General features: G+C 72.6%; 16 protein-coding genes. 8 read left to right on the top strand and 8 right to left on the bottom strand.

What is annotated here, in order from left to right:
• Positions 1–57: 57 nt before the first annotated feature.
• Positions 58–1,680 carry a malate synthase A gene (gene aceB / locus H0H10_RS23630; protein ID WP_188183092.1) on the bottom strand — a complete coding sequence of 541 codons (1,623 nt, stop codon included), beginning with the start codon at positions 1,678–1,680 and terminating at the stop codon, positions 58–60.
• A 185-nt stretch (positions 1,681–1,865) separates the two neighbouring features.
• A complete protein-coding gene (locus H0H10_RS23625; protein WP_188183091.1) occupies positions 1,866–2,465 on the bottom strand; it encodes a nucleotidyltransferase family protein in 600 nt (199 codons plus the stop codon).
• Positions 2,466–2,664: 199 nt separating this feature from the next.
• On the opposite strand from H0H10_RS23625, the gene H0H10_RS23620 reads away from it, so the two are divergent.
• Positions 2,665–2,988 carry a DUF5955 family protein gene (locus H0H10_RS23620; RefSeq protein ID WP_188183090.1) on the top strand — a complete coding sequence of 108 codons (324 nt, stop codon included), beginning with the start codon at positions 2,665–2,667 and terminating at the stop codon, positions 2,986–2,988.
• 101 nt (positions 2,989–3,089) lie between these two features.
• On the opposite strand, the gene allR is transcribed toward H0H10_RS23620, so the two are convergent.
• Complete coding sequence (gene allR, locus H0H10_RS23615; RefSeq protein WP_188183089.1) at positions 3,090–3,893, bottom strand: allantoin degradation transcriptional regulator AllR; 804 nt, start codon at positions 3,891–3,893, stop codon at positions 3,090–3,092.
• A gap of 283 nt (positions 3,894–4,176) precedes the next feature.
• Between allR and allB the strand changes: the two genes are divergently transcribed.
• Both allB and alc read left to right on the top strand, forming a co-directional pair.
• Entirely contained in the window at positions 4,177–5,514 is a 1,338-nt protein-coding gene (gene allB, locus H0H10_RS23610) for an allantoinase AllB (protein WP_188183088.1), read from the top strand.
• A 62-nt stretch (positions 5,515–5,576) separates the two neighbouring features.
• Positions 5,577–6,707 (top strand): allantoicase, encoded by a 1,131-nt coding sequence (gene alc, locus H0H10_RS23605; RefSeq protein ID WP_188183087.1) that lies wholly within the window; start codon positions 5,577–5,579, stop codon positions 6,705–6,707.
• Between the two features lie 209 nt (positions 6,708–6,916).
• On the opposite strand, the gene H0H10_RS23600 is transcribed toward alc, so the two are convergent.
• Positions 6,917–7,684 carry an SDR family NAD(P)-dependent oxidoreductase gene (locus H0H10_RS23600; protein ID WP_188183086.1) on the bottom strand — a complete coding sequence of 256 codons (768 nt, stop codon included), beginning with the start codon at positions 7,682–7,684 and terminating at the stop codon, positions 6,917–6,919.
• A 150-nt stretch (positions 7,685–7,834) separates the two neighbouring features.
• Between H0H10_RS23600 and H0H10_RS23595 the strand changes: the two genes are divergently transcribed.
• Both H0H10_RS23595 and H0H10_RS23590 read left to right on the top strand, forming a co-directional pair.
• Entirely contained in the window at positions 7,835–8,461 is a 627-nt protein-coding gene (locus H0H10_RS23595; protein WP_188183085.1) for a dihydrofolate reductase family protein, read from the top strand.
• Positions 8,462–8,606: 145 nt separating this feature from the next.
• Positions 8,607–9,002 (top strand): guanyl-specific ribonuclease, encoded by a 396-nt coding sequence (locus H0H10_RS23590; RefSeq protein ID WP_188183084.1) that lies wholly within the window; start codon positions 8,607–8,609, stop codon positions 9,000–9,002.
• A gap of 47 nt (positions 9,003–9,049) precedes the next feature.
• On the opposite strand, the gene H0H10_RS23585 is transcribed toward H0H10_RS23590, so the two are convergent.
• Entirely contained in the window at positions 9,050–9,256 is a 207-nt protein-coding gene (locus H0H10_RS23585) for a hypothetical protein (RefSeq protein ID WP_188183083.1), read from the bottom strand.
• Between the two features lie 233 nt (positions 9,257–9,489).
• Here H0H10_RS23585 and H0H10_RS23580 point away from each other — a divergent pair, with 233 nt between their 5' ends.
• The gene (locus H0H10_RS23580) at positions 9,490–10,686 is read left to right on the top strand and encodes a sensor histidine kinase (RefSeq protein WP_188183130.1); all 1,197 of its coding nucleotides are present in this window, start codon (positions 9,490–9,492) and stop codon (positions 10,684–10,686) included.
• 310 nt (positions 10,687–10,996) lie between these two features.
• Here H0H10_RS23580 and H0H10_RS23575 read toward each other — a convergent pair whose 3' ends face one another.
• Positions 10,997–11,641, bottom strand: a complete 645-nt coding sequence (locus H0H10_RS23575) for a ScbR family autoregulator-binding transcription factor (protein ID WP_188183082.1) — start codon at positions 11,639–11,641, stop codon at positions 10,997–10,999.
• A 162-nt stretch (positions 11,642–11,803) separates the two neighbouring features.
• Between H0H10_RS23575 and H0H10_RS23570 the strand changes: the two genes are divergently transcribed.
• Both H0H10_RS23570 and H0H10_RS23565 read left to right on the top strand, forming a co-directional pair.
• Complete coding sequence (locus tag H0H10_RS23570; RefSeq protein ID WP_223180313.1) at positions 11,804–12,730, top strand: ScbA/BarX family gamma-butyrolactone biosynthesis protein; 927 nt, start codon at positions 11,804–11,806, stop codon at positions 12,728–12,730.
• A gap of 21 nt (positions 12,731–12,751) precedes the next feature.
• On the top strand, positions 12,752–13,597 hold the full coding sequence (locus H0H10_RS23565) for an SDR family oxidoreductase (protein WP_188183080.1): 846 nt from the start codon (positions 12,752–12,754) through the stop codon (positions 13,595–13,597).
• A 212-nt stretch (positions 13,598–13,809) separates the two neighbouring features.
• Here H0H10_RS23565 and H0H10_RS23560 read toward each other — a convergent pair whose 3' ends face one another.
• Together H0H10_RS23560 and H0H10_RS23555 are read right to left on the bottom strand one after the other, a co-directional pair.
• The gene (locus tag H0H10_RS23560) at positions 13,810–14,607 is read right to left on the bottom strand and encodes a sensor histidine kinase (RefSeq protein ID WP_188183079.1); all 798 of its coding nucleotides are present in this window, start codon (positions 14,605–14,607) and stop codon (positions 13,810–13,812) included.
• An 85-nt stretch (positions 14,608–14,692) separates the two neighbouring features.
• The coding region (locus H0H10_RS23555; protein WP_188183078.1) for a 2-oxoacid:ferredoxin oxidoreductase subunit beta at positions 14,693–15,716 on the bottom strand (1,024 nt) is incomplete at its 5' end.

Genomic DNA, 15,716 nt, shown 5'->3' with positions numbered 1-15,716 from the left:
ACACGCCCGCGCCCCCGGTGCTGTGCGGTACCGGGGGCGCGGGCGCGTGTCGCGGTGTCAGCCCTTGAGCTGCTCGTACGCCGGCAGGGTGAGGAAGTCGGCGTAGTCCTCGTCGAGGGAGACCGTCAGCAGCAGGTCGTGGGCCTGCTGCCAGTTGCCGGCCGCGAACGCCTCGTCGCCGATCTCGGCGCGGATGTTCGCCAGCTCCTCGGCGGCGACCTTGCGGGCGAGGTCGGCGGTGACCCGCTCGCCGTTGTCGAGGACGACACCGGCGTTGATCCACTGCCAGATCTGGGAGCGGGAGATCTCGGCGGTGGCCGCGTCCTCCATCAGGTTGAAGATGGCGACCGCGCCGAGGCCGCGCAGCCACGCCTCGATGTAGCGGATGCCGACCTGGACCGCGTTGACCAGGCCCGCGTACGTCGGCTTGGCGTCGAGGGAGTCGATGGCGATCAGGTCGGCCGCCTTGACGTCGACGTCCTCGCGCAGGCGGTCCTTCTGGTTCGGCTTGTCGCCGAGGACCTTGTCGAAGGACTCCATGGCGATCGGGACCAGGTCGGGGTGGGCGACCCAGGAGCCGTCGAAGCCGTCGCCGGCCTCGCGGTCCTTGTCGGCGCGGACCTTCTCGAAGGCGACCTTGTTGACCTCGGCGTCCCGGCGGGAGGGGATGAAGGCCGCCATGCCGCCGATCGCGTGCGCGCCGCGCTTGTGGCAGGTGCGGACGAGCAGTTCGGTGTACGCGCGCATGAACGGGGCCGTCATCGTGACCGCGTTGCGGTCCGGCAGGACGAACTTCTCGCCGCCGTCACGGAAGTTCTTGACGATGGAGAACAGGTAGTCCCAGCGGCCGGCGTTCAGTCCGGAGGCGTGGTCGCGCAGCTCGTACAGGATCTCCTCCATCTCGTACGCCGCCGTGATCGTCTCGATCAGGACGGTGGCGCGGACGGTGCCCTGCGGGATGCCGACGTAGTCCTGCGCGAAGACGAAGACGTCGTTCCAGAGGCGGGCCTCCAGGTGGGACTCCGTCTTGGGGAGGTAGAAGTACGGGCCCTTGCCGAGGTCGAGCAGGCGCTGGGCGTTGTGGAAGAAGTACAGGCCGAAGTCGACGAGGGCGCCGGGGACCGGGGTGTCGCCCAGCTTCAGGTGCCGCTCGTCCAGGTGCCAGCCGCGCGGGCGCATGACGACCGTCGCCAGCTCCTCGTTCGGGCGCAGGGCGTAGGACTTGCCGGTGCGCTCGTCGGTGAAGTCGATGCTGCGGGTGTAGGCGTCGATCAGGTTGAGCTGGCCGAGGACGACGTTCTCCCAGGTCGGCGCTGAGGCGTCCTCGAAGTCCGCGAGCCAGACCTTCGCGCCCGAGTTGAGGGCGTTGATGGTCATCTTGCGGTCGGTGGGGCCGGTGATCTCGACGCGGCGGTCCTGCAGCGCGGCCGGGGCGGGGGCCACCTTCCAGGAGTCGTCCGCGCGGATGGCGGCGGTCTCCGGGAGGAAGTCGAGCGTGGAGGTGCGGGCGATCTCGGCGCGGCGCTCGGCACGGCGGGCGAGGAGCTCGTCACGCCGGGGCGTGAACCGCCGGTGCAGCTCGGCCACGAAGGCGAGCGCCGCATCGGTGAGGACCTCCTCCTGCCGCGGCAGGGGCTCGGCGTCGACGATGGCCAGCGGGGACGGCGCTGGTGCGGACATGAGCTGTCACTTCCTTCAGCGGTGGCACCGGGTGCCAACGGGCACGAACGGGGAGAAGTCACACCCGCTGTGCGGTCGGGTGCTTCTGGTCAGTGGATAGTAGTTTCCTCATCGTGGAACTTCAATGGTTTGTTGATGTCGAGATTCTCTGAGTCGAGGGAAGGTGGCGCTCGGTGCCACGCCCTTCACTCAAGGTGGAACAGGTCGGCCTCGGTGTCGATGTCGTACGGCCGGGCCACGTCCCCGCACTCGACGAGCGTGATCGCCGCACGGTGGTCCTCCAGATAGGCGCGTGCCCCCCGGTCGCCGGTCGCAGTCGCGGCGATGCCCGCCCAGTGGGCGGCCCCGAACAGGACGGGATGCCCGCGCACGCCGTCGTAGGCGGCCGCCACCAGCGACGTCTCGTCCCGGTACCCGGCCCGCACCCGCGTCACCGCCTCCGCGCCGATACCGGGCTGGTCCACCAGTGAGACCAGCGCGGCCCGCGCCCCCGTGCCGGCGAGCGAGCGGAGCCCGGCGCGCAGCGACGACCCCATGCCCTCCTCCCAGCCGGGGTTGTCCACCAGGACGCACCCGTCGAGCGCCGCCCGGGCCCGTACGTCCTCCGCCCGCGCCCCCAGCACCACGTGCACGCGGGTGAGGCCCGCCGCGCGGAGCGTGCCGACCGCGTGCTCGACGAGCGGGCGTCCGCGGTGTCCGAGCAGGGCCTTGGGGCGTCCGCCGAGCCGCCGCCCGCCCCCCGCCGCCAGCAGCAGCCCGGCGACCTGGTCTTCGTAGTCCGTCATGCGTCCTGCATACCCGAACGGCCGTCGGAAGGCTCCGGCGTGCGCCGGGTTCTCCGGGGACTGAATTTCGGTCCTCGCAGTGGCGCGCGCGGCACCGGTGGCGTTAACTTGCCCGCGTTCCGGCGCCCGGCCGGCGTTCGCGGGCGCTCGGCACGTTCAACCGCGCAGGGGCGCACAACGGGGTGCGAGGGGGAGGGCTGTGTTGCGGAGCTCGGGGCAGACGCGCGTGACCGTCGGCGACGAGGACGTGGAGGACGTGAGGGTGGCGGCACTGCGCATCGCGGTGTCGCGGTTACGCCGGCAGCTCGCCGTGCTGCCCGCGGACTTCCCCGACCGGGCCGTCGCCGAAGAAGAACTGGCCGACCTCGCCGCGATGACGGCCCACGGTGTCCCCGAGGCGCCGCGGCTGTACCGCTCCCTGCTGCTGATCGCCGGTGCGATCGGCTCCGTCAGCGCCCTGTCGCGAGGGCTTTCGGACGTCCGGCACGCCGTGGAGCTCTTCGGCGATCCGCCGCGCCGGTGACGGACCGGCCCGCCACGACCGCGGCCCCCGGCCGCAGGGGGCCGGGGGCCGCGGGTGCGTGAAGCGCGGGTCCGGGGGGCGAGGGTGCCTGGGCGGCCGGCTCAGGCGGCCGGGCTGCCGCCCGAGGCCAGCAGCGCCTCCGAGAGCTCCGCCGCCACCTGCTGCAGCACCGGCACGATCTTGTCGGTCGCGGCCTCCGTGACCCGGCCGGCCGGGCCCGAGATCGAGATGGCCGCGGCGGTGGGGGAGTTGGGCACGGAGACGGCCAGGCAGCGGACACCGATCTCCTGCTCGTTGTCGTCGATCGCGTACCCCTGGCGCCGCACGTCCTCCAGCGCGGCGAGGAACCCGTCCGGCGTCGTGATCGTCTTCTCGGTCGCGGCCGGCATGCCGGTGCGGTTCAGCAGGGCCCGCACCTCCTCCGGCGGGAAGCCGGCGAGCAGCGCCTTGCCCACACCCGTGGAGTGCGGCAGGACGCGCCGGCCGACCTCGGTGAACATGCGCATCGAGTGCTTGGACGGCACCTGCGCCACGTACACGATCTCGTCGCCGTCGAGCAGCGCCATGTTCGCCGTCTCGCCGGTCTCCTCGACCAGGCGGGCGAGATGGGGACGTGCCCACGTGCCCAGCAGCCGGGACGCCGACTCGCCGAGGCGGATCAGGCGCGGGCCGAGCGCATAGCGGCGGTTGGGCTGCTGGCGTACGTATCCGCAGGCCACGAGCGTGCGCATCAGGCGGTGGATGGTGGGCAGGGGCAGTCCGCTGCTCGCGGACAGCTCGCTCAGGCCGACCTCGCCGCCCGCGTCCGCCATCCGTTCGAGCAGGTCGAAGGCGCGCTCCAGGGACTGGACGCCACCTGTGGCGGACCTGGCGGAGTCGGTGGTGCTGGCGCTGGACGTCGGCACGGCACGTTCCTTTCGGGGCTGGCGGGAGGGCAGAAGCCTACCCGGCAGCCGGTTGACTCCTGGCTTGTACGTAGCTACGTTCTGCTTGCTGGAATTCTAATTCCGCTTTGTGGAAACGTCCAGAGCGGAGTCGTCGAGCATGCCCGGAAAAGGGTGCCTCTTGACGACGTGGAACCGGGAGTGAAGACTCCTTCAACAGAACGTTGAAATCCGTTACGTGGCGGTAGATCCCGTTTCCCGGATGTGAACCGGTAACAGAACGGCGGCCAAGAGAGGGGTTCGGGTGTCCGAAGCTGAACTGGTGCTGCGCTCGACGCGCGTCATCACTCCCGAGGGGACGCGTGCCGCGTCCGTCGTGGTGTCCGGGGAGAGGATCACGGCCGTCCTGCCGTACGACGCCCCCGTCCCGGCCGGCGCCCGCCTGGAGGACGTCGGCGACCACGTCGTCCTGCCCGGCCTGGTCGACACCCACGTGCACGTCAACGACCCGGGCCGCACCGAGTGGGAGGGCTTCTGGACCGCCACGCGCGCCGCGGCGGCCGGCGGCATCACCACCCTCGTCGACATGCCGCTCAACTCGCTCCCGCCCACCACGACGGTCGACCACCTGCACACCAAGCAGAAGGTCGCCGCCGACAAGGCCCACATCGACGTCGGCTTCTGGGGCGGCGCCCTGCCCGACAACGTCGGCGACCTGCGCCCGCTGCACGAGGCCGGGGTCTTCGGTTTCAAGGCGTTCCTGTCGCCGTCGGGCGTGGACGAGTTCCCGCACCTCGACCAGGAGCAGCTCGCCCGCTCCCTCGCCGAGATCGCCGGCTTCGGCGGCCTGCTGATCGTGCACGCCGAGGACCCGCACCACCTCGCCGCCGCCCCGCAGCAGGGCGGCCCCAAGTACGCCCACTTCCTCGCCAGCCGCCCGCGCGACGCCGAGGACACCGCCATCGCGGCCCTGATCGCGCAGGCCAAGCGCCTCGACGCGCGCGTGCACATCCTCCACCTCTCCTCCAGCGACGCGCTGCCGCTGATCGCCGAGGCCAGGGCCGACGGCGTCCGTGTCACGGTGGAGACCTGTCCGCACTACCTCACCCTCACGGCCGAGGAAGTCCCGGACGGTGCGAGCGAGTTCAAGTGCTGCCCGCCCATCCGTGAGGCCGCCAACCAGGACCTGCTGTGGCAGGCGCTGGCGGACGGCACCATCGACTGCGTCGTCACCGACCACTCTCCCTCCACCGCCGACCTCAAGACGGACGACTTCGCCACCGCCTGGGGCGGCATCTCCGGCCTCCAGCTGAGCCTGTCCGCCGTGTGGACCGAGGCCCGCAAGCGCGGCCACGGACTGGAGGACGTCGTGCGCTGGATGTCGTCGAACACGGCACGGCTCGTGGGGCTCGACACCCGCAAGGGCGCCATCGCGGAGGGACATGACGCCGACTTCGCCGTCCTCGCCCCCGACGAGACGTTCACCGTCGACCCCGCCGCCCTCCAGCACCGCAACCGCGTCACCGCGTACGCGGGCAAGACCCTGTACGGCGTCGTGAAGTCCACCTGGCTGCGCGGCCGGCGCATCGTGGCGGACGGCGCGTTCACCGAGCCGAAGGGACAGCTCCTCTCCCGGACCTGAACCGTCCGGACCTCCTGAATCCAGATCGCCCCGAACGACCCCGAAAGGAACACCTGATCACCGTGACGGCCCAGCAGAACTCCTCGTTGGCCAGCTTCACCGGCGACGCGAACCCCTACGGAGGCGGTGACCCGTACGCGGACTACCGCACCGCGGACCTGCCCTTCACCCAGTACGCCAACCTCGCCGACCGGCGGCTCGGCGCCGGTGTCGTCGCCGCCAACGACGAGTTCTTCGCCCAGCGCGAGAACCTGCTGGTGCCCGAACGCGCCGAGTTCGACCCCGAGCACTTCGGGCACAAGGGCAAGATCATGGACGGCTGGGAGACCCGCCGCCGCCGCGGCACCTCGGCCGAGCACCCCTGGCCCACCGAGGACGACCACGACTGGGCCCTGATCCGGCTCGGCGCGCCCGGCGTGATCCGCGGCATAGTCGTCGACACGGCCCACTTCCGCGGCAACTACCCGCAGGCCGTGTCCATCGAGGGCGCCTCGGTGCCGGGCTCCCCGTCGCCCGAGGAACTCCTCGCCGGCGACGTGAAGTGGACGACCCTCGTACCGCGCACGCCGGTCGGCGGCCACGCCGCCAACGGCTTCGCCGTCTCCACCGAGCAGCGCTTCACCCACCTGCGCCTCAACCAGCACCCCGACGGCGGCATCGCCCGCCTGCGGGTGTACGGCGAGGTCGTCCCCGACCCGGCGTGGCTCGCCGCGCTCGGCACCTTCGACGTGGTCGCCCTGGAGAACGGCGGCCAGGTCGAGGACGCCTCCAACCTCTTCTACTCGCCGGCCACCAACACCATCCAGCCGGGCCGCTCCCGCAAGATGGACGACGGCTGGGAGACCCGCCGCCGCCGCGACCAGGGCAACGACTGGATCCGCTACCGGCTGGTCGACCGCTCCCAGATCCGCGCGATCGAGATCGACACCGCCTACCTGAAGGGCAACTCGGCCGGCTGGGCGTCGCTGTCCGTGAAGGACGGCGAGGACGGCGAGTGGCGCGAGGTCCTGCCGCGCACCCGGCTCCAGCCCGACACCAACCACCGCTTCGTGCTGCCCGAGCCGGCCGTCGGCACTCACGCGCGCGTGGACATCTTCCCCGACGGCGGCATCTCCCGCCTGCGCCTGTTCGGTTCCCTGACGGAGGACGGCGCGGCCCACCTGGCCGCCCGCCACCAGGAACTGGGCGGCTGATCCACCAGGACCCGCGGGGCGCACCGGCCGGACAGCACCGGTGCGCCCCGCGCGCAGTGTGCAGAGCCTGCGCACCTTGCGTAGCCGGCGGGCAGCCCTGCGCCCGGGCGTCTGTGCTGGGTGGGGGTGGGCGCGCTGCCCGGCGCTGACGGGGTGCCGCCTGCGCCCACCCGTGCCGCCCCAAGCGGCACGACTGCCCGCAGGCTGAGTTACGCCGCGTGACCCCCGTCCACCGAGAACTCCGCCCCCGTGACATACGTCGCCGCCGCCAGGTACGCGACCGTCGACGCCACCTCCTCCACCGTGCCGAACCGTCCCAGCGCGGTCATGGCCGCCTGGCCGTGCGCGTAGGGACCGTCCGCCGGGTTCATGTCGGTGTCGATCGGCCCGGGGTGGACGATGTTCGCCGTGATCCCCCGCGGACCCAGCTCCCTCGCCAGGGCCTTCGTCAGCCCGATGAGCGCCGACTTGCTCATCGCGTACAGCGTGCCGCCGGGGCCGGGCACACGCTGGGTCATGCAGGTGCCGACGGTGATGATCCGGCCGCCCTCCGCCATGCGCGCCGCGGCCGCCTGGGAGGTCAGGAAGACCCCGCGGACGTTCACGGCGAGGACCCGGTCGACATCGGCGAGCGACAGCCCCTCCAGCGGTCCCAGCAGCCCCACGCCCACGTTGTTCACCAGCACGTCGAGTCCGCCCCCGAGCGCCTGGGCCGCGTGCTCCACGACCCCGGCCGCCTCCTCGGCGTCGGCGGAGTCCGCCCGCAGCGCGACCGCCCGGCGCCCCAGCGCCCCGACGGCCCGTACGACGTCCTCGGCCGCGTCCTTGCCGTTCACGTAGGTGAGGGCCACGTCCGCGCCCTCCCGCGCGAGCCGGAGTGCCGTCGCCGCGCCGATGCCACGGCTGCCGCCCGTCACCAGGGCCGTCCGGCCGGCCAGGGTTCCCGAAGAGTTGTCCGTCCATGAGTTCGTGTTCATGAGTCCATCCCAGCGTCCGCGCACCCCCCGCGCTGGCGGCGATCGGACGTCGACGTGAGGCGGCGTTCGCGCGGGCGATGAGTTGCGGGTGCCGGCGGGGTCTGAGCTGATGACGGCAGATCCCCGAGCACCGGAAAGCAGGCACCCGCCATGGGAAAGCTGGTCCTCACCTCCTTCGTCACCCTCGACGGCGTCCACCAGGCACCCGGCGGCCCGCAGGAGGACACCCGCGACGGCTTCGAGCAGGGCGGCTGGAGCGTGCCCTACGGCGACGACGACTTCGGCCGGTTCATCGGCGCGGTCTTCGACCGGTCCGGCGCCTTCCTCCTCGGCCGGCTGACGTACGAGATCTTCGCGTCGTACTGGCCGAAGGTGACCGATCCCGCCGACCCCGTCGCGTCCAGGCTGAACCGCCTGCCGAAGTACGTGGTGTCGACCACCCTCGACCGGGCCGGGTGGGAGGGCACCACCGTGATCGGCGGCGACCTCGCCAAGGAGGTCACCGGGCTCAAGGAACGTACCGACGGCGAGCTCCAGGTGCACGGCAGCGGTGTCCTCGCCCGGTCCCTGCTGGCGCTCGGCCTCGTCGACACCGTCCACCTGCTGACCTTCCCGGTCGTGCTGGGCGCCGGGCGCCGCCTGTTCGCGGAGGGCACCGTGCCGACCGCGTTCCGGCACACCGCCGGGAGCGTCACGGCCGCGGGCGTGTCCATCCACTCGTACGACCTGGCCGGCCGCCCCGAGTACGGCTCCTACGACCTCCCGGAGAACGCGTAGCCGCGCCACGCCGTGCCGCTCGGGCGCGTGCCGGGGGACCGGGGCCGGGCGGCAGGTCAACTCGCCGAAAACACACGGGACTTCCCGGGAAAATCCACGGTCTTGTCATTGACATGCCATCGTCTACGCGCGTCATCATGAGGTCATGCGATTCCCCCCACGCGCCGCTCGGACCGGCGCCGCAGCCGCAGTCCTGTCCGCCCTGCTCGTCGGCGGCACCGTCTCCGCGACCCCGGCAGGTGCCGCCGCCACCGCGGTCGGCGACATCTGCTACAGCGACCTGCCCCCGCAGGCGCACGACACGCTCGACCTGATCGAGCAGGGCGGCCCCTTCCCGTACGAGCAGGACGGGACTGTCTTCCAGAACCGGGAAGGCATCCTGCCGAGCCGGTCCGCCGGCTACTACCACGAGTACACGGTCATCACGCCCGGCTCCCCGACCCGCGGCGCGCGCCGCATCGTGACCGGTGAGCAGTACCAGGAGGACTACTACACGGCCGACCACTACGCCTCGTTCGACCTCGTCGACTACGGCTGCTGACGGGCCCGCGGGCCCGGCCTTCGGAACCGGGGCCCGGCGGCCGGCGATCAGCCGGACCCGGGCTTCCGGCTCTCGGCGGCGGCGAACAGGGCGCCGCCCAGCACGAGCAGTGCGATGCTCGCGTAGATCTCGTACCCGTCGAGGAGGCCGATCCGCTGGACCAGGCCCCAGTTCCAGTCGGTGAACTCGTGCACCAGGCCCGCCACGCCCTGCACGATCGCGATGATTCCCAGGATCTCCAGCAACTGCTTCATGACACAGACTCTCGCCCCGCGGACCCCCCACCCACATCGGCCGCGGGGCGAGACCGGCCCGACGGAAGGCGCCCCTTCCGGCCGGTCCGCCCGCCGAAAGTCTCGGGCCGTGCGACTTTGGTCGGTGATCCGGCGCTCGCGGCGCCGACCGCGGCGGGCGCTGCGTAGATTTGTCGATTGTGAGTGAGTACAGGCCGGTGCGGACGACCCCGCCCTTCCCGGAGCGGCGCTGGATGCTGCCGTCGGCGGTGATCGAGGGGCTCGACCCGGCCGCGGAACCGTCGGGGCGCAGGCCACGGCGTACGGCACGCGACTGGATCGTCGACTTCGGCTGCTTCCTGCTCGCCGTGCTCGTCGGCATCCTCGCCATGGACACGCTCGAGCAGGAGCCGGACCTCCCGAAGGCCGTGGAGGCCGTCGACCAGCTGATCGGTGCCCTCGCCTGCGCCGCCGTCTGGCTCAGGCGCCGGTGGCCGGTCGGCCTGGCGGTGGCGATGGTGCCGGCCGGGCTCGTCTCGGGCACCGCGGGCGGCGCCGTCCTGGTCTCCCTCTTCACCCTCGCCGTGCACCGGCCCTTCCGGTACGTGGCCTGGGTGGGCGGCGCGTGCGCGGCGGTGCAGGCGGTCTACTACTGGCTGCGCCCGGAGCCCGGGGTGCCGTACCTCGGCGCGGCCCTCTTCGGCGTGCTGCTGACCGCCACGGTCGCCGGCTGGGGGATGCTCGTCCGGGCCAAACGGCAGCTCCTGCTGAGCCTGCGCGACCGGGCCCGGCACGCGGAGGCGGAGGCACGGCTGCGGGCCGAGCAGGCGCAGCGGCTCGCCCGTGAGGCCATCGCCCGCGAGATGCACGACGTCCTGGCGCACCGGCTGACGCTGCTGAGCGTCCACGCGGGCGCCCTGGAGTTCCGGCCCGACGCCTCCCGCGAGGAGGTGGCGCGGGCCGCGGGCGTCATCCGGGAGAGCGCGCACGAGGCGCTGCAGGACCTGCGGGAGATCATCGGCGTGCTGCGGGCGGCCGACGCCGACGACGCGGGCCGCCCCCAGCCGACGCTCGCGGCCCTCGACGAGCTCGTCGCCGAGTCCCGCGAGGCCGGTATGAAGGTCACCCTCGCCGGTCGGGTCGCCGACCCCGCCGCCGTGCCCGCCTCCGTGGGGCGCACCGCCTACCGCATCGCCCAGGAGGCCCTGACCAACGCCCGCAAGCACGCGCCCGGTACGGAGGTCACGGTGTCGGTCGCCGGAGGCCCCGGCGACGGCCTCGCCGTGACCGTGCGCAACACGGCGCCCGAGGGCGAGGCGCCGCGCGTCCCCGGTTCCGGGCAGGGCCTGATCGGCCTGTCCGAGCGTGCCACGCTGGCGGGCGGCACGCTGACGCACGGTCCCACGGCCGACGGCGGCTTCGAGGTGCGGGCGCGGCTGCCGTGGGCGTGAACGCGCGGCCGCCCCCGCGGTGAGGCGCGCGGACGGTCATGGCAGCGTGCCGCCAGGGGCTGCGCGGCGATCGGCGCGGAGACGCGGCCCTGTCGCCGCGGGCGGGCAGGACGGCATGGCCGGGGTGCGGGAGCGGGGCAGCAGGACGTGCCACGGCTCGTGATCGCCCCGCCGCTGCCACGGAAGTGACGAGGCCCGCCGGGTGGCGCCGTGGGGGAACGGGGCCGGGGCGGGCTCGGGTCGAGGGGAACGGGGGAGGGGACCGGGTGGCTCGCGCGTGCGGGTCCGCCCCCGCGGTCGTACGCGTGGATCAGTCCTGCACGGCGGCCAGTTCGGCCGTGATGCGCTCGGTGCGGCCCGGTGACAGGTCCAGCGCGGCGAGCACCGAGGGCACCGCCAGGCTGGGCAGGACGTGGCGCTGCATGGAGATGTAGCGCTCCTCCAGGTCCGCGTAGTCGCTGAGGGTCTGCGACACCATCTGGATGCCGGTGAAGGCGCCCATGATCAGGTCCGCCGACTCGGAGGTGTCCACGTGCGGCAGCAGTTCGCCGTTCTCCCGGGCCTGGTCCAGCAGACTCAGCAGCATCTCCCTCCACCGCAGGAACGGTCCGCGCCGGTCGAGGGTGTGCGCCTGCTGGTCCATGGAGAGCCGTACCCCCGCCCGCGTCAGCAGGTTGGTGCGCAGCCGGTGGATGAACCACAGGCCCGTGTCGACCAGCTCTTGGAGCTTCAGGGGCTGCGGGGGCACCTGTTCCGGCGGCTCCTGCGCGTCGAACACGCCCAGGGCCAGCTCCTCCTTGGACTCGAAGTGGAAGTAGAGAGCGCCCTTGGTCACGCCGGCCACCTTGAGGATCTCGGTGATGGTCGCCGCCTGGTACCCCTGCCGTTCGAAGACGACCGCTGCGGCCTCCAGGATCGTCTGGCGGGTGCGGATCGCGCGGTCCTGCTTGGCCACGCCTGCCTCCTCAGTCATTGCATCTCGCTCGGCGACCACATCCGGTCCGGACTGGTCACCCTAGAAAAAAAACCGCCTAGTCTGTATCTTATCAGTGCGCGCGCACCACCGATCAGTTCGCTCGCCATGTGCCCGGGGGGACCCATGTATCCAGAAATCGTTTTGCCGCGACCAGCCGTAGCCACCAGGCCGCAGACCAGAACCGGCCTGCCGGTTCCCCTGGAGCTGGTCCACCGGACGCAACCAGGAGACGCCTTCGCGGACAGTTGGACGCGCACGGACGAGAACCGGTTCTCGGTCACCGCACGACTGCCCCACGACCACCCGTTCTTCGCGCCCGTGCACGGAGACCGGCACGATCCGCTGCTCCTCATGGAGACGATGCGGCAGTCCGCCATGCTCGTCTTCCACGCCGGGTACGGCGTCCCGGTCGGCCACCACTTCCTGATGTCCGGCCTGGACCACGTCTGCTACCCCGAACACCTCGGGGCCGGGGGTGAACCGGCCGAACTGGACATCGAGACCATCTGCTCCGATCTCGCCTGGCGCGGCACCAGCCTCGTGCGGGGCCGGGTCGACTGGCTCGTCCGCCGCGACGGCCGGCTCGTCGCCACCGGCACCGGCCTGACCCGCTTCATAGCCCCGTCCGTCTACCGGCGGATGCGCGGCGAGCACGCCCAGCCCCGCGCCTGGCGGGCCACCTCCAGGCCGCTGCCCACGGCCCTGGCCGGCCGCACCCGCACCGAGGACGTCCTGCTGTCCTCCACGCCCCACGACAACCTCTGGGAACTGCGCGTGGACACCTCCCACGGCACCCTCTTCCAGGGACCCAAGGACCACGTGCCCGGCATGCTCCTGCTGGAGGCCGCCCGCCAGGCCGCCTGCGCCGCCACCGCCGGCGAACGGTTCGTCCCCACCGCCGGCGTCACCCGCTTCGACCGGTACGCCGAGTTCGACCGCCCCTGCTGGATCAGGGCCACGGTGCTCACCGACACCCGCCCCGGCACCACCACCGTCCGCGTCACCGGACAGCAGGACGCCGAGAGCGTCTTCACCGCCACCCTGTCCGGAACCGTCCCCGCGCCCTGACCGCACCCCGGAAGGAGAGTCATGATCCTCGTGACCGGGGCGACGGGCCCGGTCGGCCGAGAGGTCGCCCACCTCCTGCGCGGGGAGCCGGCCGTGCGCATCCTCGCCCGGGACCCCGGGCGGGTGAGCGTCACGGGACCCGGAGTCGAGACCGTCCGCGCCGACTACGCCGACCACGCCTCCCTCGACCAGGCCCTGCGCGGCGTCCGCGCCGCCTTCCTGGTGACCAACAGCGTCACCGATCCGGACGACGCACGCTTCGTACAGGCGGCGCGCGAGGCCGGTGTGCGGCACGTGGTCAAGCTGTCGATGCTCGCCGTCACCGAATCCGGTGCCGACGACCTCATCACCCGTACCCAGCGGTGCAACGAGGCCGTCATCCGCGACTCCGGACTCGACTGGACGTTCCTGCGCGCCCGCACCTTCATGTCCAACACGCTGTCCTGGGCCCACGGCATCCGCACGGAAGGCGTCGTCCGAGCCCTGTACGGCACCTCCCGTGTCGCCTGCGTCGACCCGCGCGACATCGCGTGCGTCGCGGTCCGCGCCCTGACGGAACCCGGCAGGCACGAGGGCCGGTCGTACGCCCTGTCCGGACCCGAGGCCATCAGCGCGGCCGAGCAGACCGCCCAGCTCGCGGAGGTCGTCGGACGCCCGCTGCGTTTCGTGGAGCTCACCCGGGGCGAGGCCGAGGAGCGGCTGCTGCGGCGCCACCCGCGCCCCGTGGCCGAGGCGTTCCTCGCCAGCGCGGAGCGGCAGCGGGCCGGCGCCAAGGCCACCGTCCTGCCGACGGTGCGCCACCTCATGGGCCGGCCGGCCAGGACCTTCCGGGACTGGGCGGCCGACCACGCCGCGGCGTTCGCCTGACGGACCCGGCCGGACGGGCGCCGCGATGAGCGTCCTCGTCGCGTGCCTGAAACTCCCGGTGTGCGTGGGCGCCCCTGTGCAGGGGGCGCCCACGCACGCTTCAGGTTGTCGGGAAGGGCGCATCGCGTGACGCGTGCGCCGCACGGTCCGCCGGACGGCACACCCGGGGCCCCGCCGTCCCGTGCGGGGCCCCTTCCGCCGTGCGCGTCCCGTCATGGGTGCGGCCGCAGGGGCAGGTGGACGTCGACGCGGGTGCCCTCGCCGGGTGTGCTCTCCACCGTGAGGCGGCCGCCCAGGTCCTCCACCCGGTCCGCCATCGACCGCAGGCCCGGCGCGCGGTGGCCCGCCGCCAGGACCGCCGCGGTGTCGAAGCCCGCCCCGTCGTCGACGACGCCGAGGTGCGCCCAGCGCCGGGTGAAGCGGAGCGTCACCGTCACCTGGCGGGCGCCCGCGTGGCGAAGCGCGTTGTGCAGGGCCTCGCGGGCCGCCAGGAACAGCTCCCTGCGGCAGACGTCGGCCAGCAGCCGCTCGTCCCCGGTCGCCCGGAACCGCACCTTCGCCGTGCCCGGCCCGACGGTGTCCGCGAACTCCTCCAGCGCTTCGACCAGCGGCGGCAGCACGGTCTGCGCGTGGAGGCCGCCGGTGAGCCGCCGGGTGATGTCGATGGCCTGCTGGAGCGCCTCGCGGGCCGCATCCAGGTGGGAGCACGCCGCCGGCTCCGCGGCGTGCTGCTCGATCCTGCGGGCGGCGGTCGACAGGGCGGTCCCCAGCTCGTCGTGCACGGTGCGGGCCAGCAGCCGCCGCTCCCGCCACACCAGGTCGCCGTGGTCACGCACCGCGGGCACCGATTCCAGCCGGACCGGGGCGTCGCAGTCCCCGCCGGTCCGCCTCGCCCGGCCGTAGGCCGAACGATGGAGGCCTTCCTGAAGCGACCGGGCGAAGCCGTCGCCCACGACGGCTTCGAGCCAGGCGAGACCGTGCTGCTGGACGAGGGCGGTGGGGGCGCTCATCGGTCCTCCTCGGGCAGGTGACAGGGAAACGGGGGACATGTGGACCGGGAGAGAACCGGCATTTAACAAACCGGTCTCGCGGTTTTTAAGCGGTGGCGACGGTCCAGGTGTCGCCGCCGGCGAGGAGGGCGGCGAGGTCGCCCTTGCCGTTCTGTTCGATGGCGGTGTCGAGCTGGTCGGCCATCTGGACGTCGTAGACGGGGCGGTCGACGGAGCGGAAGACGCCGATCGGGGTGTTGTGCAGGGTGTCGGGGTCGGCGAGGCGGGAGAGGGCGAAGGCGGTGGTGGGGGAGGGGGAGTGGGCGTCGTGGACGAGGACGTCGGCCTCGTTGTCCGCGGTGACGGTGACGACCTTGAGGTCGCCGGTGTCCCGGTCGCGGACGACGCCCTTCGATCCGTCGGTGCCGAAGCGGATCGGCTGTCCGTGTTCCAGGCGGATCACGGCGTCCTGGGCCTGCTGCTTGTCCTTGAGGGCGTCGAAGGCGCCGTCGTTGAAGATGTTGCAGTTCTGGTAGATCTCGATGAGTGCGGTGCCGGGGTGGGCGGCGGCCTGGCGCAGGACCTCGGTGAGGTGTTTGCGGTCGGAGTCGACGGTGCGGGCGACGAAGGAGGCTTCGGCGCCGATCGCGAGCGACACGGGGTTGAAGGGGGCGTCCAGGGAGCCCATGGGGGTCGACTTGGTGATCTTGCCGACTTCGGAGGTGGGGGAGTACTGGCCCTTGGTGAGGCCGTAGATCCGGTTGTTGAAGAGGAGGATCTTGAGGTTGACGTTGCGGCGCAGGGCGTGGATGAGGTGGTTGCCGCCGATGGACAACGCGTCGCCGTCGCCGGTGACGACCCAGACGGACAGGTCGCGGCGGGAGGAGGCGAGGCCGGTGGCGATGGCGGGGGCGCGGCCGTGGATGGAGTGCATCCCGTAGGTGTTCATGTAGTACGGGAAGCGGGAGGAGCAGCCGATGCCGGAGACGAAGACGATGTTCTCCCTGGCCAGGCCGAGCTCGGGCATGAAGCCCTGAACGGCGGCGAGGATCGCGTAGTCGCCGCAGCCGGGGCACCAGCGCACTTCCTGGTCGGACTTGAAGTCCTTCATGGACTGCCGGCCCTCGGCC

Origin of the sequence: Streptomyces griseicoloratus (genome assembly GCF_014534645.1) — a bacterium.
GTDB classification, from domain to species: Bacteria; Actinomycetota; Actinomycetes; order Streptomycetales; family Streptomycetaceae; genus Streptomyces; species Streptomyces griseicoloratus.
Note: the sequence above shows the minus strand (reverse complement) of the source record. Positions and strands in the feature narration are given on the sequence as shown.